The organism is Bacteroides uniformis (genome assembly GCF_025147485.1).
Classification (GTDB): domain Bacteria; phylum Bacteroidota; class Bacteroidia; order Bacteroidales; family Bacteroidaceae; genus Bacteroides; species Bacteroides uniformis.
In genome coordinates, this window is the sequence record NZ_CP102263.1 from 1754190 (window position 1) to 1778925 (window position 24736).

The following is a 24736-nucleotide window of genomic DNA, read 5'->3' on the forward strand; positions in this document are numbered from 1 at the left end:
TAATGAAGAAAATCACAGTTTTGTCGGGTTTGCTGCTCCTTGCGGGATTGGCTGCCCAAGCTCAGGAAAGAGTTGCTGAGTATAACGTGCGTCCGGCCGTTACGGTGCGCACTCCCCTCCAGGGCGATAGTATCAACTTCAAGGGAGACAAGTTTACTACCGGCAATCTTCTGAAGACGAAGGTCAGTCTCGACTTCGACGGAGGTCGGTACGAACGTATGGTTGCTGATACGGCTGGATATGTAACTGTGGCAAAGGCGGACAAGGACAATCTGTTCTATCTGTTTGCTACCAATCTGCGTGCGGAGCGTTTCATGAAGGGCAAGCTGAATGTATATTCTCCTGCCCGTTTTGAGGTGTTTGTAAACGGTGAATCCAAGCAAGTCAAGGAGACAGCGGAGGACAGCTTGTCGCAGGTCCGTCCTACGGCTGTCAGTCTGCGTATGGACCCTGAAGCGGATTATGAGATTGTCATCAAGTTGCTTTCAAGCGCGGACGACAAGATGCAGCCGATGCTGAAATGCGAATTTGAAAAGGAAAAGGACTTTGCCGATGTAGCTTGCCGGATGGCACCGGACATGAAGAGACGTTTCTCTTTGTTCAACACCAATTTCGGCTCCCGAGCGAGCAGGGTTTCTCTTTCGCCCAACGGCAAGTATCTGCTGACCCGCTATTCGGACAATTACGACGTGAAGCGTTCCAGGACCCGTTGTGAGCTGACCGAGGTAAAGACCGGCCGGGTGATATTGCCCAATGCCAATGAAAAGATGAACTGGATGCCCAACAGCAACAAGCTCTATTATACGGTTATGGGCGAGGAGCAGAATGACCTGGTTGTGTTCGATCCCGCCACGATGCGTGAGGAAGTGCTGCTGAAGAATGTTCCCGAAGGATATTTCAGCTGGTCTCCTACAGAAGACTATCTTATCTATATGCTCACGGACGAGGGCGAAAAGGTGAGTGGCCCGTTGAAACGTCTCTTGCATCCGGACGACCGTATCCCCAATTCTCGTGACCGCTATTATCTCATGAAATACGATGTGGCGACGGGACTTTCCGAGCGCCTGACCTACGGTAGTCACAACGTCTATCTGAATGATATTTCCCCGGATGGCAAGAAACTGTTGTGCAGCACTTCCAAGCCGGACATCACTCGATGCCCTTTCTCCCTCTCTTCTCTTTTCGAGATTGATTTGACCACCTTGCAGGCAGATACGCTGGTCGCCTGGGATGCTTATCTGGGAAGTGCTTCTTACTCTCCGGACGGGAAGCAGCTTCTGGTGACGGGCAGTCCGTCTGCTTTCGGAGGCATTGGCAAGAATTGCGGTGAACATCCCATAGCCAATGACTTTGATACCCAAGCATTCATTATGGATTTGGCTACAAAGAAAGTGCAGGCTATCACGCGCGATTTCAATCCTACGGTGTCTCTCGTGCAGTGGAACCGTGTGGACGGATGTATCTATTTCGATACGACTGATGGGGATTGCAGGCATATCTACCGTTATGTTCCGAAGACGGGCGGCTTTGAAATGCTTCCGCTTGAAGAAGATGTGATTACTTCCTTCACGCTGGCCAATGACAATCCGGTTGTGGCTGCCTATGTGGGCGGAGGAAACACCAGCACGGGCGTAGCTTATACGTACGACACGAAGAAAAAAGTTTCTACCCTGCTTGCCAATCCCATGAAGCCCATCCTCGATAAGATTGAGCTGGGACAGATGGAAGAGTGGAACTTTACAGCTTCGGACGGTACGGAGATAAAGGGAATGGTTTGTCTGCCGCCGTCTTTTGACCCGAACAAGAAGTATCCGCTTATCGTATACTATTATGGAGGAACGACTCCTACAACCCGCGGTATAACTTCCCCGTACTGTGCACAGTTGTTTGCGTCACGTGACTATGTGGTTTATGTTATCCAGCCCAGTGGTGCCATCGGGTACGGCCAGGAGTTCTCTGCACGCCATGTCAATGCATGGGGTGAGCGTACGGCCGATGAGATCATTGAAGGTACGAAGAAATTCTGTGCAGCCCATCCGTTTGTCAACGATAAACGTATCGGATGCCTGGGTGCCTCTTATGGAGGATTCATGACGATGTATCTGCAGACTAAGACGGATATGTTTGCTGCCGCTGCCTCGCATGCTGGCATCAGCAATGTAACGAGCTATTGGGGCGAGGGTTATTGGGGATATTCCTATAACTCTGTTGCGGCAGCCGATAGCTATCCTTGGAATAATCCCGATTTGTTTACGAAGCATGGAGCATTGTTCAATGCGGACAAGATTAATACCCCTCTGTTGTTGCTGCATGGCACGGTAGATACAAACGTGCCTATCGGTGAAAGTATCCAATTGTATAATGCGCTGAAGATATTGGGTAAGCCGGTGGAATTTATTACCGTAGATGGTGAAAACCATTTTGTACTTGATTATGCAAAACGTGAATTGTGGCACAATTCAATTATGGCTTGGTTTGCCCGCTGGCTGCAGGATAGTCCGGCATGGTGGAATGACCTTTATCCGGAAAGACATTGGTGATGTTTTAATTAACAATTGATAATAAAAAAAGCCGTTTCCCAGAATAGACAAGGAGGAAACGGCTTTTTTGTTGTAGTGTGCTTACTGTTATTGGGCCACTTTTGCTGTGTCTTGGACGTTCTCGGCTTTCTGCAAAGTATCCGTTACCACAGTGTCGTTAGACAAGGTTGTTGTCTTACTCGGCTGTTCTACCGGAGCCTTAGCTTGAGCCAAGAACGTTCCGCCACAAACAAACATAAACAGGGCTGCTACTAATACTAATTTTTTCATAATTCATTTGCTTTTAGGTTGGTATATCTTATTGTTAAGTCTAAGTGCTTGCTTGTTGTAGCGCTTGTTGCTTACGTCTAATATAGGTCAAATGGTGTGCCAGAAAGAGTGTGTGTTGGATAATGTTCTGATAGTTAGTGATATATGTTTCTGTGCAAAGTGTGGCATAGTGTGGAAAAGTGTGGAATGTGTGGAGGGGAGTGTGGAATAATTCCACACCCTTTAGTCGGATATGTTATAAAGCTTCAACTTGTTGTACAGCGTTTTGCGGTCAATGCCCAACAGTTGTGCAGCGCGGCTCTTGTTGTTTCCCGTCTGCCGCAAGGCTTCGATGATTTGATGCTTCTCTGCCTCCTCATTGCGGAGAGGGATACCGATGATGCCCGGTGCGGGTCCTTTCAGTTCATTCAGTTCGTTGATAGTAATGAATTTGCCTTGTGCCAGCAAGGTTGCACGGCGTACCATATTCTTCATTTGGCGTAGATTGCCGGGCCAGGGATATTCCAATAGGGCGCGGGATGCCTTGTCATCAAAGCCGGTCAGTTGCTTGTCCATTTCGCGGTTGGCCTGGTCCAGAAAGAAATTGGCAAAGAGCAGGATGTCTTCACGGCGGTCTTTGAGTTGCGGCATACGTAGGGTGAATTCATTGATACGGTGATATAAATCTTCACGGAACGCCCCTTTTTCGATGGCTTGCTCCAGATTTTCGTTGGTGGCGGATACCAGACGTACATCCACGCTTATCTCTTTGTTTGAACCTACCGGACGTATCTTGCGCTCTTGCAAAGCACGCAGCAACTGTATTTGCACTTCATAGCTCAGATTGCCTATCTCATCCAGGAAGATGGTACCGCCGTTGGCTTCGACGAAAGCGCCCGTTTTGTCGGTCAGTGCGCCGGTAAAGGCACCCTTTATGTGCCCGAAGAACTCCGAAGCGGCCAATTCTTTGGGAATAGAACCGCAATCGATGGCTACAAACGGCCGGTCGGCACGCTTGCTGAGCTGGTGGATGCGGTGGGCTACGTATTCTTTGCCCGTTCCGCTGGCACCATTGATGAGTACAGACATATTGGTAGGTGAAACCAGTTTCACATAATTGTAGAGTTGTTTGGCTGCGTCGCTCTCTCCCTCGAGGAAGTCGGAGGAGGACAATGAGCCTTCTGCACCCTTCAGAGGCTGATTTTTCATCTTGTCGGAATGCATCGTCTGTTTGGGTGAAACGGATGGTCTGTTTGGGGTAAACGCATCATCTGTTCGGGACGAATGCATCATCTGTTTCAAAGCGGAGGATGATGCATTCAAGGCTTCGCCTATTTTTTTCAGTAATTCGTCCGGGTTCACAGGCTTGGCAATGTAATCGCAGGCTCCCAGTTTCATGGCTTGGACGGCCGACTGTATGTCAGCGTATCCCGTCATGATGATAAGCGGTATTTGCAGGCCGTGTTCGCCCAGCCATTTCAATAAGTCAATGCCATCCTTGTCGGGCAGGCGCAGGTCAGACAATATCAAGTCTACGGTTTCCGACTCAATATGTTTTTGAGCACGGGCAATGCTGCTGGCGGAGGTTACTTGGAAACCTTTTTTGCCGAGCCATGTTTTTAGCATCATGCCGTAAGTAATATCATCTTCTACAATTAATATGGATGTCATTGCTTTAGCCTTTTATCTCTTTTATGTAGGCAAAGGTAAGTGCTTTTGTCTGATTTTAGTATATTTGCAAACTTAAATTAAATAAAAAACAAAATGAAAAGAAATCTTATTGTATTATTAACTATACTGGTTTGCGGTCTGACTGCTTGCAAGCCGGGACAAAAGAAAGAGGAAGATATGGAAAAAGAAACGAAGCTGAAGATTGAAACAAGTGCGGGTGACATCACCGTGAAACTGTATAATGAAACCCCGAAACATCGTGATAACTTTATCAAGCTGGTGGAAGACGGCACGTATGAAGGTACGCTGTTCCACCGTGTCATCAAGGACTTTATGATACAAGCAGGTGACCCGGAATCGAAGAAGGCTCCGAAAGGCAAGATGCTGGGGGCAGGCGACGTGGGTTATACCGTTCCTGCCGAATTTGTTTATCCGAAGTATTTTCACAAAAAAGGTGCTTTGTCGGCTGCACGCCAGGGTGATGAGGTGAACCCTGACAAGGCATCATCCGGCTGCCAGTTCTACATTGTGACCGGAAAAGTGTATAATGACTCTACCTTGCTGGGGATGGAACAGCAGATGAATCAGATGCGCTTGAACAATGCTTTCAACGCGTTGGCGCAGAAACACATGAAGGAAATCTACAAGATGCGCAAGAATAATGACCAGGACGGTCTGATGGATTTGCAAGATTCCTTGATTGCGCAGGCAGAGGCTCAGGTTGCCAAGGAACTGGAGTTCAAGTTTACCCCCGAGCAGGTGAAGGCTTATACTACCGTGGGCGGTACTCCACATTTGGACGGTGCATATACCGTGTTCGGTGAAGTGCTGGAAGGTATGGATATTGTTGATAAAATACAGAAGGTCAAGACTGACCGTAACGACCGTCCCGAAGAGGATGTGGTTATTAAAAAAGTGACAGTGATAGATTGATGATAGATTCTGTCATTCCATTTTATGAAGATAAACAAAAAGATATTTGACAACGGTCTGCGGTTGGTGCACAATGAGGACACCAGCACGCAGATGGTTGCCTTGAATATTGTTTATGACGTGGGTGCCCGTGACGAACATCCCGAGCATACGGGCTTTGCCCATCTGTTCGAGCATCTGATGTTCGGAGGTTCGGTGCATATTCCTGATTATGACGCTCCTTTGCAATTGGCAGGCGGGGAGAATAATGCATGGACCAATAATGATATAACCAATTACTACCTGACGGTTCCAAAATCGAATGTGGAAATCGGCTTCTGGCTGGAGTCCGACCGCATGCTGGAACTGGCATTCAGTGAGCAAAGTCTTGAAGTGCAGCGTGCGGTAGTGATGGAGGAATTTAAACAACGTTGCTTGAACCAGCCGTATGGTGATGTGGGACATCTGCTTCGTCCTTTGGCTTATCAAACGCATCCTTATCGCTGGCCTACTATCGGGAAAGACCTCTCTCACATTGCCAATGCCACGCTGGACGAGGTAAAGGAATTCTTTTTTCGTTTTTATGCACCTAATAATGCAGTGCTGGCCGTTACCGGAAATATTTCGTGGGAAGAAACGGTTAGGCTGACAGAAAAATGGTTTGCTCCCATTCCCCGTAGGAATGTGCCCGTAAGGCAATTACCGCAAGAAGTTGTGCAGACGGCGGAACGCCGGCAGACGGTGGAACGGAATGTTCCTCTGGATGCTTTGTTCATGGCTTATCACATGTGCAGCCGTGAGGATGCCGATTATTATGCCTTCGATATTCTGTCGGATATTCTGAGCAATGGACGTTCCAGTCGCTTGACCCGCAGGCTGGTGCAGGAGCAAAAGCTCTTTTCCAGTCTCGATGCCTATATCTCTGGTACACGGGATGCCGGACTGCTGCATATCAGTGGAAAACCATCTGCAGGCGTATCTTTGGAGCAAGCCGAGGCTGCTGTCCGGAAAGAGTTGGAAGAGTTGAAATCCGGGTTTGTTGGAGAACAAGAATTGGAGAAAGTAAAGAACAAGTTTGAGTCTACACAGATATTCGGCAACATCAATTATCTGAATGTTGCCACGAATCTTGCCTGGTTTGAACTGACCGGACAGGCAGAAGACATAGACCGTGAAGTGGACAATTACCGCTCTGTGACGGCAGAACAGCTTCATAGGGTCGCCCAACAGACCTTCCGCGATGAAAACGGGATTGTGCTTTATTACCAAAAAGAAAACCTTTAGTATGAAAAAATTATTTGATACGTATAAGCAGCACTATAAAGCATTGCTTCTCCTGGGGCTACCCATTGTGGTGGGGCAGTTGGGAGTCATTGTGCTTGGTTTTGCCGATACGCTGATGATTGGGCATCACAGCACGGAGGAACTGGGTGCCGCTTCTTTCGTAAACAATCTGTTTACTCTTTGCATTATTTTCAGTACGGGCTTCAGCTACGGGCTGACACCGGTTGTAGGGGGCTTCTACGGTAACCGCCGCTTTGCCGAGGCAGGGCAGGCGTTGCGGTGTAGCCTGGTTGCCAATGTGCTGGTGGCTTTGTTGCTGACTCTTGTCATGGCTGTTCTCTATTTCAATGTGGAGCGGCTGGGACAGCCCGGAGAATTGCTGCCTCTAATCAAGCCTTACTATCTGGTGTTGCTTGCTTCACTGGTCTTTGTCATGCTGTTCAACGGTTTCAAACAGTTTACGGACGGCATCACCGATACCAAGACGGCCATGTGGATTCTGCTCGGAGGGAATGCGCTTAACATCGTAGGAAACTATATACTTATCAATGGAAAGCTGGGCTTTCCGGAGATGGGACTGCTTGGTGCGGGTATCAGCACCTTGTTCTCCCGCATTGTGATGGTGGTGGTCTTTGCGGCGATTGTGCTTCGCGGCCGCCGGTTTATCCGTTACAGGCTCGGCTTCATGCGGCTGGGGTGGTCGATGCCGATGTTCAGGAAGCTCAATGCACTGGGCTGGCCCGTGGGTATGCAGATGGGTATGGAGACCGCTTCCTTCAGTCTGAGCGTCGTCATGGTGGGCTGGCTGGGGACACTTGCCCTAGCATCGCATCAGATAATGCTTACTATCTCTCAGTTCACCTTCATGATGTATTATGGCATGGGCGCTGCGGTTGCCGTGCGTGTCAGCAACTTCAAGGGGCAGGGAGACGGGCAGAATGTGCGCCGCTCGGCGTATGCCGGCCTTCACATCATCCTGTGTATGGAGGTGGTGTTGCTGGGTATCGTCTTTGCGCTTCGCGGTCAGGTAGGGGGATGGTTTACGGACAATGCGGAAGTGTCCGGCATGGTTGCCGCTCTCTTCTTCCCGTTCTTGGTTTACCAGTTCGGCGATGGGTTGCAGATTAACTTTGCCAATGCCCTGCGCGGCATCTCGGATGTGAAACCGATGATGATTATTGCATTTATATCCTATTTTATTATATCTTTGCCCGTAGGGTACCTTTGCGGTTTCGTTTTCGGTTGGGGGCTGACGGGAGTCTGGATGGCTTTCCCGTTCGGACTGACCAGTGCGGGAGTGATGCTGTGGTTGAGGTTCCGTAAACAGACCAGGGAAAGGATTTGATAGTATGAATAATGTCTCCAAAGTAAAGATTGCCGTAGGCTACACTTTGTTGCTGGCGGTATTGTTTTTTTCCTTGTTTTTCGTACACCGGGAAATGGAGAACCTTATTCTTACTGATGACCGCGATGTACAATGGACAGACAGCGTGCTTGCTTTGATACGCGAGAAGGATACCAATACGATAAAAATGCTGCGCACGCTGAGTGAGGCGAATGACAGCATGGTATCCACCAGTGACATTGAGCAGATAATTGCCCAGCAGGACTCGGTAGTGACCCAGCAGCGTGTGCAGCACCGTATCATTACACATCGGGATACCGTCGTGACACGCCCTCGGAAGAAGGGGTTTTTCCGTCGTTTGGGTGAAGTGTTTGTCCCCCCAAAGAAAGATACGGCTATCCAGGTAAAGACCTCCCTTGAATTTGCAACGGATACGGTGATTGAACCCTATAATCCGGCCGATTCTTTGCATGAGAAACTGCGTGCCGTGGCCCAGCAGAAAAAAGCTGTAAACACTGTTATACAGCGACGTAAACGCTATCTGCAACGCTTGGACCATATGCTGACCGCTCGTATTGACAGCTTGCTGAAAGATTACGAGACGGAAACTCTGCTGCGTGCACGGACGGAAGCCGAGTATCAACAAGCGGTCCGACGCCGTTCGGCCAAGATTATCAGTGGCATTGCCGTAGGTGCGGTGTTGCTTTCCGCTTTTTTTCTTATTATCATCGGCCGCGACATAACCCGAAGCAACCGTTACCGTCGTGAGTTGGAAGAGGCCCGTCGTCGTGCCGAGGATTTACTCGCTGTCCGTGAAAAACTGATGCTTGCCATTACCCATGATTTCAAAGCCCCGCTCGGTTCTATTATGGGCTATGCCGACTTGCTTTCCCGTCTGACGGTGGATGAGCGTCAGCGGTTCTATCTGGACAATATGAAAACCTCATCGGAACATCTGCTGAAGCTGGTCGTTGATTTGCTCGACTTCCATCGTCTTGATTTGAACAAGGCCGAAATCAACCGGGTCACCTTTCATCCTTCCCGCCTGCTTGAAGAGATACACGTCAGTTTTGAACCACTTACGGCTGCCAAAGGACTGGCGCTTCATTGCGACATTGCCCCGGAGCTGGGCGGTACCTATATTTGCGACCCCTTGCGTCTGCGCCAGATTATCAACAATTTGCTGTCCAATGCCGTGAAGTTTACGGACCAAGGCAGTGTTACCATGACTGCCCGTTACGAGGACCGTCGACTGGTAGTTGCCATTGCTGATACCGGTAAAGGTATGGAACCTGCCGACCGGGAACGTATCTTCCAGGAGTTTACCCGCTTACCGGGTGCTCAGGGTAAAGAGGGGTTTGGACTTGGACTTTCCATTGTCCGTATGCTGGTACAGTTGCTTGAAGGCACGATTGATGTAGACAGTGTGCCAGGCAAGGGAAGCACTTTCACCATATATATTCCTATCTATCCCGTAAGGAGTGAAGGACGGAGAATGAAGGATGAAGAATCGGGATGTGCTGCCACGCCGAATGGCAATTCTTCATTCCCCGTTCCTCATTCTTCACTGAAGAATGTCCTCCTTATCGATGATGACCGTATTCAGCTTACCCTTACTGCCGCCATGCTTCAGCAGAGTGGTATAAATTCTGTCTCTTGTTTACAACTGGATGAACTGCTGGATGCCTTGCGCACTGCAACCTTTGATGTTCTGCTTACTGATGTGCAGATGCCTGCTATTAATGGTTTTGATTTACTGAAACTGCTTCGTGCTTCGAACATACCGCAGGCACAGTCTGTTCCGGTGATTGCTGTCACTGCCCGCAGTGACATGCAGCGTGAGGAATTTACGGTGCATGGATTTGCCGGATGCCTGCATAAGCCGTTTACCGTCAGTGAATTGCTACATGAATTGAATATGGAGGACAAAGGGATGGAGGTTATGGAAGTTTCGGAAACTTCGGCTTGCCCGGGGTATAAATTCTCTTCGCTCACTGCTTTTTCGGTCGATGACCCCGAGGCGGCAAAGTCCATTCTGGAAAGTTTTGTGGCTGAAACCCGCCTCAATGCGGAGCGTTTGCAGAAGGCTGTGGAGAATGAGGATGTGGACGAGATGGCTGCTGTCTCCCACAAAATGATTCCCCTCTTTACTTTAATTGGAGCAGCGGAACTGGTTGCATTGCTGAAACTGTTGGAAACTTCTCATGGAGTGCCTTTTACCGGAGAGTTGAAAGAACACGCCCTTGCCGCCCTCGTTTTGATAGAGGATGTCATTACTCAGGCAACAGCTTTTCCGTAATGGGGGAACAGAGAAGAATACGTGATTTTTCTCTGTCGGGAACCAAATGTCGAAAGAAATTGTTTACTTTGTAGGACTTTTAAATACGATGAAAGATTGACGTTCCGATGAGAAGAAAATGGTTGAGAACAGCACTGTGGGTGTTGCTTACTCCTATTATACTGTTTATAATATTGATGATATTGCTTTATGTGCCTCCCGTACAGAATTTGATACGGAAGCAGGCTACGGCAATTGCATCAGGTGCTACGGGTATGGACATATCCGTGGAGCGGATTGACCTTCGCTTTCCTTTGAATTTGTTGGTCCGCGGTGTATTGGTGGTACAGCCTGCCGACAGTGCTGTTGATGTGCAGCATCCCGATACCTTGCTGAATCTTGGAAGTTTGAACGTACGGGTACAGGCATGGCCTTTACTCAAAGGGAAAGTGGAGGTGGATGACATTACCTTGAAACAAGTTGCTGTCAACTCCTCCAATTTAATGGAAGGTATGTGCATCAAAGGAGTACTGGGGCATTTCTTTTTCGAAAGCCATGGCATAGACCTTACAAAAGAAGATGCCATCCTCAATAATATAGAATTGAGCGATACCCATGTGCAGGTGATGCTTGCAGATACCACTGAGACTCCCAAAGACACTACTGACACTGCGTTAAACTGGAAAGTCACACTCCATACTCTGAAGTTGAAGAACGTCTCGGTCGATTTACAGATGCCATTGGACTCCATGGGGCTGAAAGCCCATATAGGAGATGCTGAGATTGCGGACGCTGCTGCCGACCTGAAACACCAGTTCTATGGCTGGAGAAAATTCCTGCTGACTGGAACTTCTGTCAATTATGATACCGGTGGCCCGGGGAGTGCGATAGGCTTCGACCCCTCGCACATTGCTCTTCGCGACATTCGCCTGGGCATTGATTCTGTGATGTACTACGGCAGAGATATGAATGCCGTTATCCGGGAATTTTCCATGTATGAGCGTTCCGGTTTGAGTGTAACTTCCCTGACCGGGCGGTTGTTTGCCGATTCTACCGTTATCCGTATCCCTTCTTTGAAGTTGCTGACACCTCATAGTGAGATGAACCTTACGGCACAGACTTACTGGGAACTGATAAATATACCTACCACCGGCCGTCTGACAGCCCGTTTCAATGCCCGTATCGGCAAACAGGATGTACTGCTTTTTGCCGGTGGCTTGCCGGAAGCTTTCAAGGAAGCCTATCCGTTCCGTCCGTTGGTGATTCATGCCGGTACGGAAGGAAACCTGAAGCAGATGCAGATTTCCCGTTTTACGGCTGAGCTGCCCGGAGCCTTTTCGTTGAGTGGGGGAGGAGAATTCTGGAGCTTGACCGACAGTGTGAAACGTAATGGAAGCATGGACTTCGAAATGCATACGCAGAACTTGAACTTCCTGACCGGACTAGCTGACATTGCTCCCGATGGCTCCATCATTGTGCCGGACAGTATGCACCTTGCGGCACGTCTCGGTATGGAGGGGGCGCAGTGCACTGCCGCCCTGAAACTGAAGGAGAAGGAAGGCGCCTTGAATTTGGACGCCGCCTATAATCTTGCTACGGAAGCCTACCATGCCGACCTTGCCATCAACAACTTGCAGGTGCATCACTTCCTGCCCAAGGACTCTATCTATACTCTTACGGCAAAGATGTCCGCTAAGGGGCAAGGGGTGGATGTGGCATCACGAAAAACTGTGGCCGCTTTGAATGCCTCCTTGGAAAAACTACAGTATGGCCATTGGGACATTTCCGGTGTAGATGTGCATGCCGGACTCAAGTCATCCGTTGCTACCGTCCGTCTTGCCAGCGATAATGTCCTTCTCAAGATGCAGGGAAATGCGGATATGCGTCTTGACCGCAACTATCTGGATGGCGCTTTGGATTTAAATGTGGAAGAGGTGAATCTGCATAAGCTGGGTTTGGTGCCCCGACCATTGCAACACCCGTTTGCCTTTACAATGGGAGCGGAGGCACGTCATGATTCTCTCAAGTTGAGGCTTGATGCCGGTGACTTGAATCTGCGTTTCCGCGCTCACAGCACGTTGAAGAAGTTGATGGAACAGTCGGATAAATTTGTCTCTATCCTGACAAAGCAGATTGATGAACGGCGTTTGGACCATGCCGCTTTGCGCCAAGTCCTTCCTTCAGCGGGCATGCATCTGGAAGCCGGTAACCAGAATCCCGTCAGCTATTTCCTGGCTGCAAAGGGTATTTCCTATAATGATTTCAAACTGAGCTTCGGATTTACTCCGCAAGTCGGCATCAATGGACGTACAGCTGTTCACGGATTGCGCATGGACTCCTTGCAGCTCGATACGATATTTTTTACAGTGAAGCAGGATACTGCCCGCATGAAGTTGCAAGGTGGTGTCATAAACGGTCCCAAGAACCCGCAGTTTGTGTTCCGTAGCACACTGACGGGTGAAGTCCGTAATGAAGATGCGGAACTGACTGTGGATTATGTGAATGGAAAAGGGCAGACCGGTGTTCTATTCGGTATTAATGCCCGTCCGTTGACCGAAGGACACGGTCGCGGTAATGGTGTGCTGCTGAACCTTATTCCTGCCGAGCCGATTATCGCTTTCCGTAAATTCCACTTTGCGGACAATAGTAACTGGATTTATCTGCATAAGAATATGCGCGTCTATGCCAATATTGATATGGACAGCGACGATGGTCTGTGTTTCCGTATGCAATCCGACAAGAATGATACCCTTTCCTTGCAGAATATAAACGTAGAACTGAGCCGATTGCGCCTGGATGAACTTACGGAGGTACTTCCTTATATGCCCCGGCTTACGGGATTGTTCTCTGCCGAAGCAAATTATATACAGACTGCCACTTCCCTGCAGGTGTCTGCCGAAGCCAATGTAGAGAAACTGACCTACGAACGCCAACCGGTTGGAGACATCGGCCTGGGGGCTACCTGGTTGCCGGGCGACAAGAATACGCACTATCTGAATACCTATTTTACATATGATAATGAAGAAGTGATGACCGCCGACGGTATCTTGACGCAGAAGAACGGAAAGGATACCCTGGAAGTGTCCACCCGTTTCGAGCATTTTCCATTGAAGATGGCCAATGCATTCATCCCTGACCAAACGGTGGCCTTTACCGGAGATATTGATGGAGGGCTTTATATTTATGGTTCGCTGGACAAGCCTCAAATGCATGGTGATATTGTTTTGGACAGTGTGTCTGTCTATGCACGCCAGGCGGGAGCACGTTACTGGTTCGACAACCGTCCGGTACAGATAAAGGACAATCAGTTGATATTTGATAAGTTTGCCATTTATACCACCAGCAAGAATCCGTTTACGATTGACGGTAAGGTTGATTTCCGGAATATGGAGCGTCCTACTGCCAACCTCAATCTGCTGGCAGAGAACTATACGTTGCTGGATGCACCGCGTACCCGCGAAAGTCTGGTGTATGGAAAGGTGTTCGTCGACTTGCATGCCACGGTGAAGGGGCCGCTTGACGGGCTCACGATGCGTGGAAACATGAATTTGCTGGGCAATACCAACGTAACCTACGTGTTGACCGATTCCCCTTTAACGGTGGAAGACCGTCTCAGTGGGCTGGTTACCTTTACCTCGTTCACCGATACGACGTCGGTAAAAGCAGATGAGGTTCCTGCCATGTCTTTGGGAGGATTGGAAATGTATATGTCCGTCCATATTGACGATGCTGTCCGTCTTCGTGCTGACTTGAGTCCCGACCGCAGCAAATACATCGAACTGGAAGGTGGCGGTGATTTGAATATGCAGTATACTCCCCAAGGGGATATGAGCCTTACCGGACGCTATACCCTTTCGGGTGGCGTCATGAAATATTCGCTGCCTATCATCCCGTTGAAGGAGTTCCAGTTCAATCCCGGCAGTTATGTGGATTGGCGGGGGAATATTATGAATCCTACGCTGAGTCTGAAGGCTACGGAACGTATGCGTGCTTCTGTGGCCGATGGTGACGGGGACGGTTCGCGCATGGTGAACTTCGATGTTTCCATTTCCATCAAGAACAGGCTTGACGCTCCCGATTTGATATTCGATATTTCGGCGCCCGAAGATGCCGCAGTAGAGAATGAGCTGCAGGCAATGGGTGCAGAAGAGCGTAGCAAGCAGGCCATTGCCATGCTTGCCACGGGTATTTACCTGAACAGTGGTGCCAAAGGAGGAGGTTTGTCAATGGGAGCCGCCTTGAACTCAGTGCTTCAGAGCCAGATAAACTCCTTGGCGGGAGGTATAAAAGGGGCCAATATCAGTGTAGGTGTGGAAGACCGTACCTCTGCTGAAACGGGTGACACGCAGAAAGACTTCAGTTTTCGTTATTCCCAGCGTTTCTTCAACGACCGCGTACAGATAGTCATCGGTGGAAAAGTGTCCACCGGGGCCAATGCCACGAACGATGCGGAATCATTCATTGACAATATATCGCTGGAATACCGTCTTGATGCGTCGGGTACTCGATATGTCCGTGTATTCCATAATAAAAACTACGAAAGCATACTCGACGGTGAGATAACCGAAACGGGTGTCGGCCTTGTGCTGCGCCGGAAGATGGACCGATTGAGTGAACTCTTCATCTTCAGGAAGAAAAAGATAAAACCGGAGGCTGAAAATAGCGATATGAAAAAGTAGGAATGTGATATGAAACGACTGATATTATATATTGCAGGATTGATATTTCTGGCAGGTTGCTCCACCACGAAGCACTTGCCCGAGGGGGAGATACTCTATACCGGCCAAAAGCCGATGATTGTATTGAACCGCAGTGAAACGTCTGTTGGTGAGATTGCTATGGAAGAGGTGGAAGCCGCCCTTGCTACGGCACCGAACAATTCGTTGCTGGGAAGCTCTACTATCCGCTATCCCTTTCCTTTCGGACTGTGGATTTACAATGGTTTCCAGAAGTATGAGAAGGGATTCGGAAAGTGGATATTCAATAAATTTGCCGCCACTCCGGTGCTTATGTCTACGGTGAATCCCGATATACGCCAGAAGGCGGCGGTTAACTTGCTGCGCGATTATGGCTATTTCAACGGAAGCGTCAGCTACAAGACATTTATCGACCCGAAGGACTCGCTGAAGGCAAAGTTGCAATATACGGTGAACATGCGTAACCCCTACTTTATAGATACGGTATATTATCGTGGTTTCAGCGAGCGTACCACTCGCATTATGGAGCTGGGACGCCGACGTTCCCTTATCAGTTCGGGAGAACAATTCAATGTGGCTGATTTGGATGGGGAGCGTACCCGTATCAGTACCCTGCTGCGTAATGTGGGCTGTTATTATTTCCGTCCCGACTACCTAACCTATCAGGCCGATACCATGATGGTTCCCAATGGGCATGTCCAGATGCGCTTGATTCCCGTTCCCGGTATGCCAAAGGTAGCCGAGAAGCAGTTCCGTGTGGGGCGTAAATCCGTCTATCTTCTTGGAAAGCAGGGGCAGGAACCCAATGACAGCATGGATTACAAAGGCTTGACCATACATTACTACAACAAACCTCCGGTACGTCCCAACATGCTTTACCGTTGGTTGAACTATCAAGGTTATCGGCGGAAACGTCAGATACAGGACAGCGCAGGTATTGCCCGCCAGCGTTCTATGCAGAGTTTGTATAGTTTGTACCGTCAGACCCGTATTCAGGAGCGTCTGGCAAGCGTCGGTATTTTCCGTTATGCGGAGATGCAGTATATACCGCGTGATACGGCGTTTGTGTCTGATACATTGGATGTGAGGGTCATTGCCGCGCTCGATAAACCCTACGATGCGGAGTTGGATTTTAATGTCACCATGAAGAGCAATAACCAGACGGGACCGGGTGCCGCTTTTACGGTGACGAAGAACAATGTCTTCGGTGGCGGTGAAAGCTGGAATGTGAAGTTGAACGGTTCGTACGAATGGCAGACGGGCAAGTCAAGTTCTTCCCTGATGAACAGCTATGAACTGGGGATTTCCACTTCTCTCATCTTTCCGCGCGTGGTGTTTCCTAGGATGGGCGACCGTGAGTATGACTTCCCGGCTACAACGACTTTCCGTTTATATGCCGACCAGATGAACCGTGCCAAGTATTATAAGCTGCTGGCTTTTGGCGGTAATGTCACTTATGACTTCCAGCCCAAATCGACTTCCAGGCACAGTATAACTCCTTTCCGTTTGACATTCAATGTGCTGCGTAATCCTACTGCCGCTTTCGATACGTTGCGTGCCGAGAATCCGGCACTCTACGTTAGTTTGCGCGACCAGTTCATTCCTGCCATGGAGTACACCTATACTTATGACAACGCTTCCGTGCGCGGCAAGCGTAACCCCATCTGGTGGCAGACCACCGTTGCGTCGGCCGGTAACCTGACTTCTGCCGTCTACCGTATTTTCGGCAAGCCGTTCAGTGAGGAAGGAAAGAAGCTTTTCGGGGTACCTTTTGCACAGTTCCTGAAGCTGAACTCGGAATTCAGGTACCATTACCGGATAGACAAGAACCAAATGATAGCCTCGCGTATTGCCGGAGGGGTGATATGGTCGTATGGCAACGCTACGACTGCACCTTATACGGAACAGTTCTATATCGGCGGTGCCAATAGTGTGCGCGCCTTTTCTGCACGCAGTATAGGTCCGGGCGGCTATCCTCCCGAGACGGACAGAAAATATACCTATATCAACCACGTGGGTGATATTCGCATAGAAGCCAATATCGAGTATCGCTTCCGTATGATTGCCGACTTGCATGGAGCGGTGTTTCTGGATGCCGGCAATGTATGGCTGATGCGTAAGGACGAAAATCGCCCGAACGGTGAGTTCACCTTGAAGAATTTCCCGAAACAGATTGCTTTGGGTACGGGATTCGGCTTACGCTATGACCTGGACTTCCTTGTTTTCCGTCTGGATTTGGGTATCGGGCTTCACGACCCGTATGATACCGGAAAGTCGGGATATTACAATATTCCTAAGTTCAAGGATAGTATGGCACTGCATTTTGCCATCGGTTATCCGTTCTAAATGTACGTTTTTGAACGGATAGTGGTAAAGAATGAACTAAAACTCCCTTTTGTCAGACATAAATTTTTGTACATTTGCAACCGTTATCAACTATGATACACTAACCTTTTTAAATAATAACTAATATGAAACCAACTTTATTCTTATTGGCAGCCGGTATGGGCAGCCGTTATGGTGGCTTGAAACAATTGGACGGATTGGGACCGAATGGCGAAACTATCATGGATTATTCTATTTACGATGCCATCAATGCCGGTTTTGGCAAGCTCGTTTTCGTAATCCGTAAAGATTTTGAACAGGACTTCCGCGACAAGATTATTTCCAAATACGAAGGCCATATTCCCTGCGAACTGGTATTCCAGTCCATAGATGACCTTCCTGAAGGCTTCACCTGCCCCGAAGGCCGTACCAAACCTTGGGGAACCAACCATGCTGTAATGATGGGTGCCGATGTAATAAAGGAACCGTTTGCTGTTATCAATTGCGACGATTTCTACGGTCGTGACTCCTTCCAGGTAATGGGCAAATTCCTTGCAGCCCTTCCCGAAGGCTCCAAAAACGTATATTCCATGGTAGGCTTCCGCATCGGCAATACGTTGAGCGAGAGCGGTACCGTATCCCGTGGTTTGTGCGGAACGGATGCAAACAACTTGTTGACTTCTGTAGTAGAGCGTACCAAGATTCAGCGTATGGACGGCGAGGTGAAGTACATCGATGATAACGGTGAATGGACTGCCACTCCCGAGACGACTCCGGTCAGCATGAACTTCTGGGGCTTTACTCCCGATTACTTTGCTTACAGTGCAGAGTTTTTCAAGAGCTTCCTGAGCGACCCGAAGAATATGGAGAATCTGAAAAGCGAATTCTTCATCCCGCTGATGGTGGATAAGCTGATTAACAATGGCACTGCTACCTGCGAAGTGCTCGATACAACCAGCAAGTGGTTCGGTGTGACTTATCCCGAAGACCGTCAGAGTGTAGTCGACAAGATTCAGGCTTTGGTGGATGCGGGCGAGTATCCTGCGAAGCTGTTCTAAGAAGAACTTGAATACTTTACTATAAGGAAAGGCTGTTTCACGTTGCATCGTGAGGCAGCCTTTTTGTGTATAGTGGGAGAGTCTGCCGGAAAGCTCTGTATTTGCGTTCTTTGTGATTATTTTTTAGACGCGGATGACGCGGAGTTTTCATATTTCAATCCGCGTCATCCGCGTCTAAGCGATAGCAGATATAAGTTTTCGAACACTGAAGAGGAGAATACCTCTGCAATGAAACAAATGCTTCTCTTTGCTGATATGTTGTAAGCTAAAATACAGATGTTTGAACGAAGTATAATGAAAGACTTGCGCAAGTGGGCAGATAATCCTTATAGGAAACTTTTCGATAGATAAGGTGCAGACCATAGAAGGTAAAAGCTTCCGGCTGGTGAACTTACCATTTTATTTATTGGCTGCTTTGCCGGAGGTATTGTCGAAGTTATAGTGTCTTTTTGTCTCTTAATTGGCAGGGTTTTGCCACCGCATTGGCAAAAGTTTGCCAAAGGTGTGGCAAGGGGTTGGCAAAACTTTTCTCTGATTGTCAGTGTATTACCGTTATGGACGATTGTTGAGTTCTGAACAGTCCCCCAATGAATAAAAATCCGTAAAAACAGTATAATCTCTCCTCGAAAGCAATAAATTGTAGTCGGATATTTGTTTTATCCTCTTGAACCGATTACTCATATTTTAAAATCGAGAGATTATGAATCAAAACAATCTTTTTGCCTACATGGCATCCGTCGTTTCCCAACTGAAGGAGGAACGGCGTATGGGCACCGCCCATGTGTATCAGAGCACTTTGCGACGCGTCATGGAATTTGAAGGAGAGGAGACTCTGGATTTCAAGGACTTGACTCCTGCCTGGTTGAAGAGCTTTCAAGACCATCTGCTGGACAGCCGGTTGCAGTGGAACACCGTCTCCACCTACATGCGCATGCTCCGTGCCATTTACTTCCGCGCGGTGGACGACGGTGTTGCGCCCTATCGTTCGCGGCTTTTCAAAGGTGTATATACCGGCACCAAGGTGACGGTGAAGCGCGCGGTGGGCGAAGAGACCTTTCGCAGGCTCAGCGCTCCCGTCGATGATGAATCCCTGGAGTCGGCGCGTTGCCTTTTCCTGCTGCTGTTCATGCTTCGCGGCATCCCGTTTGTGGACATCGCCTATATGCGCCGTTGCGACATGCATGGCAATGTCATTGCCTATCGCCGCCGCAAGACGGGGGCATGGCTCACGGTGCGCGTCGAGCCCGAAGCTATGGAGCTTATCCGGCGTCTGAAGAACCCCGATGAGTCATCACCCTACCTTTTCCCGTTTATCAGCCGTCCGGGCAATAACGAATACCGCCAGTACCAAAATGCGTTGCGCCACTTCAATTATTGCCTTGGCAGGCTGGCACGGGATATGAGTGGGGTGGAAGGGCTGAGCAGCTACAGTGCCCGCCACAGTTGGGCTACCATTGCCAATTTCAGGAGCTATCAGCAGGAGCTCATCAGCAATGCCATGGGACATTCCTCGGTCAAGGTAACCGAAACTTACTTCAAAAAACATTCGGACAAACAAATACAAGAAATGAACAGGGGCATACTCTCGTATGTCTTTGATGGATATAATGCTTGGAATTAGGAGTTTACGACAAATCTGCTTCCTGGCGAATACTATGCCGGACATCCGTTACTTTGTAGGTAACGGGAATCTTTTCTGTTCGCAAATATCAACATGATTTTTTTAATTAGCAAGAAAAAAGCGACTTTTTCTTATCAAAAGTTGAAAATAGCCCCAGAAAGGCTTTCTGAGCGGTATTTTCTTATAATACAAGGCAATGCAGTTTGAGAAAATGCATAACGCCGGTGCTCCCGTGTTAGGTTAAATTAACACGGGCTGTCTGTTCATGTCTTCCTTTTTCTTTCCATGGTTCCCTTGAACAGTAGTGTATTTTACTACATAAGCGGCTTCTGCGGCCTCCTATGGTCGTTTCCCGTTACCTACAAAGTAACGGGACTGTTAAATCATCCCCTTTCCGGGGATGCCATGGACACGTACTAAAATTACACACATACTAAATATGAAGAATATGAGAAAAAGTGTTTGCATAATCTTTCTGATGATCGGCATCTCCCTGTCTGCCCAGAATGTGGCGGTAAAGACAAACCTGCTCTATGATGCCACGACCACCTTCAACCTGGGTGCCGAAATAGGCCTTTCCCCCCGGTGGACGTTGGATTTGTCCGCCAATTATAATCCTTTTTCATTTTCTGACAACAAGAAGTGGAAGCACTGGATGGCGCAGCCCGAGGCGCGCTACTGGTTCTGCGAACGCTTCAACGGACACTTTATGGGACTTCATCTACTGGGGGGACAATACAACGTGGGGGGCGTGAAGCTGCCTTTCGGCATCTACCCCTCGGTGGAGGACTACCGCTATGAGGGCTACTACTACGGCGCGGGCCTTGCCTACGGCTACCAGTGGGTGCTGGGCAAGCACTGGAGCTTCGAGGCAAGCCTGGGCCTGGGCTACGTGCGTGCGCACTACGACCGCTACGACTGCCCACGCTGTGGCGAATGGAAAGGCAAGGGAGACAAGAATTATCTGGGGGTGACGAAAGCCGCCATCTCCCTTATTTATGTAATCAAGTAAACAGAAGGAGGACATGGAAATGAAACGAATGCTATATGTCACGGGCCTGCTGCTGTGCACCTCCTTAGGAGGATATGCGCAGGAGGGCAACCTTATCGATGTGAAGGTGGTGAACGAAGAAGTGAAGAAACAAGGTAGCGAGGTGAGCCTGCGCATGACGCTGGACTTGACCGGCCTGCGTGTGGGTAATCAGAAGAGCGTGTGCCTGCATCCGGCAGTGGTCTCTGCCGACGGCACGCACGAAGCCGTGCTCGCCCCCGTAGTGGTGGACGGCAAGACGCGCAGCCGCGTGCACCGCCGCGAGAAGGCGCTGACAGGAGCCTCTCCTGCCACGGACAATGCCTACACGGTACTCCGCTCCGGGCGTGAGAGCCGGGTGGAATATATCGCCAAGCTTGCCTATGAGCCCTGGATGGTGGACAGCCGCCTAGTGCTGCGCGAGCGGATGACGGGCTGCCTGGACTGCACGGCGGCCACGGAAGAATCGACGGTAAAGGCACCTTTCATAAAGCTTTTCACCCCGCGGTATGTCACGCCTTTCGTTACACCGGAGCGTGAAGCGGTGAAGGTGCGCAACGAGGTACGCGTGGCACGCCTGCAATTCCGCCAGGGAAAGTCGGATGTGGACCCGCGCTACAAGGACAACCGCGCGGAGCTGGAAACGGTGACAGGCTCCATCAACGTGGTAAAAACCAACCCCGACCTGACCATTACGGGCATCTACATCACCGGCTACGCCTCGCCCGAAGGCTCGGTGGCTTTCAATCAGAAGCTGTCCGAATCGCGTGCAAACGCCCTGGCCGAATATGCCCGGAAAGATACCCACATGGATGCTTCTCTGTGGCACGTCGCGGGCATGGGTGAGGACTGGGAAGGCCTGCGCCGCGAAGTGGAGAAGCACCCGCAGTTGCTGGACATCGACAAGGTGCTGAGGCTTATCGACGAGTGCGAGGGCGACAAGGACGCCTGCGAGAAGCGTATCCGCGAGTCCGTATCACCGGATGTCTATACCCGCCTGCTGAACGAGATGTACGGCCCGCTGCGCCGCAACGAATACAAGATAGAGTACAGCGTGCGTAGCTTCAACCTGGAGGAGGCAAAGAAGCAGATAAAGACCCGCCCGGACCTGCTGAGCGTGGAGGAAATCTACACGGTGGCGGAGTCTTATGGCAAGGGTACTGCCGACTATGAAGAAGCGCTGCGCATAGCTGCCGCTACTTATCCCAAGAACGCCGCCGCTGTGGTGAATGCCGCCTGCCTGAAGATGGAGGGCAGAGACGTGCAGGGAGCTATCGCGATGCTGGAGGCTTCGGAGGTGAAAGAGGACGGCAGGGTGCTGAACGCGCTGGGTGTGGCGTATGCCAAGCAGAAGCAGTACGACCGTGCAAAGGCGGTGCTGGAGCAAGCAGTGCAGGCAGGAAGCCGGGAAGCACGCACCAACCTGGAGCAGGTGGCAGGCGTAGTGGCCGACTTGTAAGAAAGACAGAACAGATACATAAAACGAATATTTTTTACTAATACTTTAAATTATGAAGTTAAACAGATTTTTTATGCTGGGTTTGGTCGGATTGGCATTCGCGGCATGTGGGAATGAAGATGAAGCTGAAAATGCTTTGGCTCAAGGTAATGGTGCAGTCAGCATCAAGATTGTGTCTCCGACTGCAAATAGTCGTGCGGTGACTTCGGACTCTCCGGATGGTACAATAAAAGTAACAGGTCCTGCTACGGTGTCTTTAACTGCTACTTTTGATGGTGAAGAGAAAATCAAGACGATTGACTTGGCAAGAGGAGAAACTGAAGCTAAATTTTGGAATGTGACAAATCCTACGCTGGTAACCGTATCAATGAATGACGGTACGAAAGTTTACACAACAAGTATTAACGATGTTACAATGCAGGTTACTGAGAGTATTCCTGCTTATGGTGAAACCAAAGACTTCACCTATAATAACCGAACAGGCACTCCGACTCTAGAAGACATCACGAATGGAGACAATACGGGAGCAAAAGATGGTGATACTGATAAAACGTTCTTCATGTATGAAGCTACCGTAGACTTGAAAATTCCTGTAGCACGTTTGGAGGTATCAAATATTAAGCATAAAAAGGAGGTTGAATCTGTTAAATGTGAATATGCAACATTGACTATTGATGGTGTCTATATGGATAATATCAGACCGACTGGAACAGGTGATTTGACCGATTATAAGTTCCCTGGTGACAATGGGGGAACAGCTTCCGGAACTGACGCTATCTTGTTTGATGCTATCCCAGCAGAAGGAAATGCAAATAATTTTATGGATTATGATTTATCTTGGCCGGCAGCGGATGAAGATGGCAAAGCCCAAGTGTTTGCTTATAACTTCTATGCTCCGGAAACAGGAGATGATACTTCTGTAAATCCGATTTTTAAAATTTATTTCAAGACGGCAACACCGAGCAACACGGGCGAGATAATGGCAACACCTCGTTATGCTAAAATCGTGAACTACAAGTCTGAAGTGAATGGTGCTCCTATTGTGTTGCTTGCCGGTCATGTTTACCGCATTACAGATGTTCAACTGGAAGATAAGAATATCTCCGGTGGTGAAGGTGGTGATGAGCTGTGGGGTGTAACTGTTACTGTAAGAGAGGCTGCATGGCAGGTTGAAACCACTTATGCTGATTGGGCAGAATAATTATCTTCCCACACCAATTAAGAATTTCTTTTTCCCCGCCTCCTTTCCACAGGCTGCGGGGAGAACCCTTTCTCTTTTTCTTTTCTTGTTTGAAGAAAAATGACGTATCATATAACCGAAAACGTATGACAATGAAACAATTAAAGAAACTCATATTACTGTCGCTGGTTCCCGTCCTGACAACCGGTTGCATAAAAGAAGATATGGACGATTGTGAAAACGTCGCCATCTGTTTCCGTTACAAGGCCGACGGAGATAAGGATGTGCTGCGCCAATACATGGACAAGATTGACCTGTACGTTTTCGATGCCAACAACCGTCTTGTCGACCAAAGGACATACAATCAGGACGCCTTGAATCCCGCCCAAGAAGCACCCTCCTTCAAGCTACCCCAAGGCACCTACAGCGTGGTGGCAGTGGGAAACGCCTACGGCAAAACCCAGGTGAAGGACATCAACTCCACCGACCTCTCACAAATCTACATACAGCATCCCAACTGGGGCACAGCCTCCGCAGTGGACGGGCACGACCACAACTACATGGGAAGCAAGCAAATCACCGTGCCCGGCAGCAACAAGTTCCTGCGTGACACGCTCGACCTATTCAGCTCGCACATCAACGTAGACATCGAGATACACGGCCTGCCCGCCCCCGGCGAGGCAACACGCGCCGGTATTCCCTATAAGCTGAGCATCGAGAAATCGAATGCCCAGACCGACTTCAACAACGAGATTAACGAGGACGAAAAGGGTACCTGCTACCCCGAACTGGTGTACGACTCCCAGACCGGCGTCTACCACACCAACGACCTCACCCTCTTCCGCATGGACCACAACGACGTGTTGTCCCCCGTCTGCTGTACGCACCTCCTTCGCCTGGAGGACGCCGACGGCAACACCTTGGTGACTGGCAGCATCTACAACTACCTGCAACAGCACCTCAAAAGCATTGATGTGACCAAGCAGGAAGCCTACCTGCCCATCAGCATTGTGTTCACTCCGGTAGGAGTCACCATCAAGGTCCCCTCATGGTATGTGGAAGACGTAACACCCGACTGGCAATAAAA

At 49.4% G+C, this 24736-nt stretch carries 15 protein-coding genes; 13 read left to right on the plus strand and 2 right to left on the minus strand.

Annotated elements, in window-relative coordinates; all coding sequences use genetic code 11:
• Positions 1-2 precede the first annotated feature (2 nt).
• On the plus strand, positions 3-2540 hold the full coding sequence (locus NQ510_RS06705) for a S9 family peptidase (RefSeq protein WP_034525661.1): 2538 nt from the start codon (positions 3-5) through the stop codon (positions 2538-2540).
• A gap of 87 nt (positions 2541-2627) precedes the next feature.
• Here NQ510_RS06705 and NQ510_RS06710 read toward each other — a convergent pair whose 3' ends face one another.
• Both NQ510_RS06710 and NQ510_RS06715 read right to left on the minus strand, forming a co-directional pair.
• On the minus strand, positions 2628-2810 hold the full coding sequence (locus NQ510_RS06710) for a hypothetical protein (protein ID WP_005828596.1): 183 nt from the start codon (positions 2808-2810) through the stop codon (positions 2628-2630).
• Between the two features lie 222 nt (positions 2811-3032).
• Positions 3033-4460: a sigma-54-dependent transcriptional regulator gene (locus NQ510_RS06715; RefSeq protein ID WP_005828592.1), complete on the minus strand. Its 1428-nt coding sequence runs from the start codon at positions 4458-4460 to the stop codon at positions 3033-3035.
• 93 nt (positions 4461-4553) lie between these two features.
• On the opposite strand from NQ510_RS06715, the gene NQ510_RS06720 reads away from it, so the two are divergent.
• From NQ510_RS06720 to NQ510_RS06775, 12 genes are all read left to right on the plus strand, one after another.
• Positions 4554-5393, plus strand: coding sequence for a peptidylprolyl isomerase (locus NQ510_RS06720; protein WP_005828591.1), 840 nt, complete (start codon positions 4554-4556; stop codon positions 5391-5393).
• 24 nt (positions 5394-5417) lie between these two features.
• Positions 5418-6656, plus strand: a complete 1239-nt coding sequence (locus NQ510_RS06725) for a M16 family metallopeptidase (protein WP_005828590.1) — start codon at positions 5418-5420, stop codon at positions 6654-6656.
• Between the two features lies 1 nt (position 6657).
• Positions 6658-8001: an MATE family efflux transporter gene (locus NQ510_RS06730; RefSeq protein WP_057253230.1), complete on the plus strand. Its 1344-nt coding sequence runs from the start codon at positions 6658-6660 to the stop codon at positions 7999-8001.
• 4 nt (positions 8002-8005) lie between these two features.
• Positions 8006-10300, plus strand: coding sequence for a hybrid sensor histidine kinase/response regulator (locus tag NQ510_RS06735; RefSeq protein WP_005828587.1), 2295 nt, complete (start codon positions 8006-8008; stop codon positions 10298-10300).
• Between the two features lie 107 nt (positions 10301-10407).
• Positions 10408-14958 carry a translocation/assembly module TamB domain-containing protein gene (locus tag NQ510_RS06740; protein WP_005828586.1) on the plus strand — a complete coding sequence of 1517 codons (4551 nt, stop codon included), beginning with the start codon at positions 10408-10410 and terminating at the stop codon, positions 14956-14958.
• Between the two features lie 9 nt (positions 14959-14967).
• Positions 14968-17322, plus strand: a complete 2355-nt coding sequence (gene tamL, locus NQ510_RS06745) for a translocation and assembly module lipoprotein TamL (protein WP_005828585.1) — start codon at positions 14968-14970, stop codon at positions 17320-17322.
• 125 nt (positions 17323-17447) lie between these two features.
• Positions 17448-18359, plus strand: a complete 912-nt coding sequence (locus tag NQ510_RS06750) for a nucleotidyltransferase family protein (protein ID WP_005828584.1) — start codon at positions 17448-17450, stop codon at positions 18357-18359.
• A 700-nt stretch (positions 18360-19059) separates the two neighbouring features.
• Positions 19060-19980, plus strand: a complete 921-nt coding sequence (locus NQ510_RS06755) for a tyrosine-type recombinase/integrase (protein ID WP_005828581.1) — start codon at positions 19060-19062, stop codon at positions 19978-19980.
• Between the two features lie 439 nt (positions 19981-20419).
• Positions 20420-20992: a DUF3575 domain-containing protein gene (locus NQ510_RS06760; RefSeq protein WP_005828576.1), complete on the plus strand. Its 573-nt coding sequence runs from the start codon at positions 20420-20422 to the stop codon at positions 20990-20992.
• A gap of 13 nt (positions 20993-21005) precedes the next feature.
• Positions 21006-22469, plus strand: a complete 1464-nt coding sequence (locus tag NQ510_RS06765) for a DUF3868 domain-containing protein (RefSeq protein ID WP_005828573.1) — start codon at positions 21006-21008, stop codon at positions 22467-22469.
• 52 nt (positions 22470-22521) lie between these two features.
• Positions 22522-23670, plus strand: coding sequence for a hypothetical protein (locus NQ510_RS06770; RefSeq protein WP_005828571.1), 1149 nt, complete (start codon positions 22522-22524; stop codon positions 23668-23670).
• Between the two features lie 131 nt (positions 23671-23801).
• Complete coding sequence (locus NQ510_RS06775) at positions 23802-24734, plus strand: FimB/Mfa2 family fimbrial subunit (protein WP_008665958.1); 933 nt, start codon at positions 23802-23804, stop codon at positions 24732-24734.
• Positions 24735-24736: the final 2 nt, after the last annotated feature.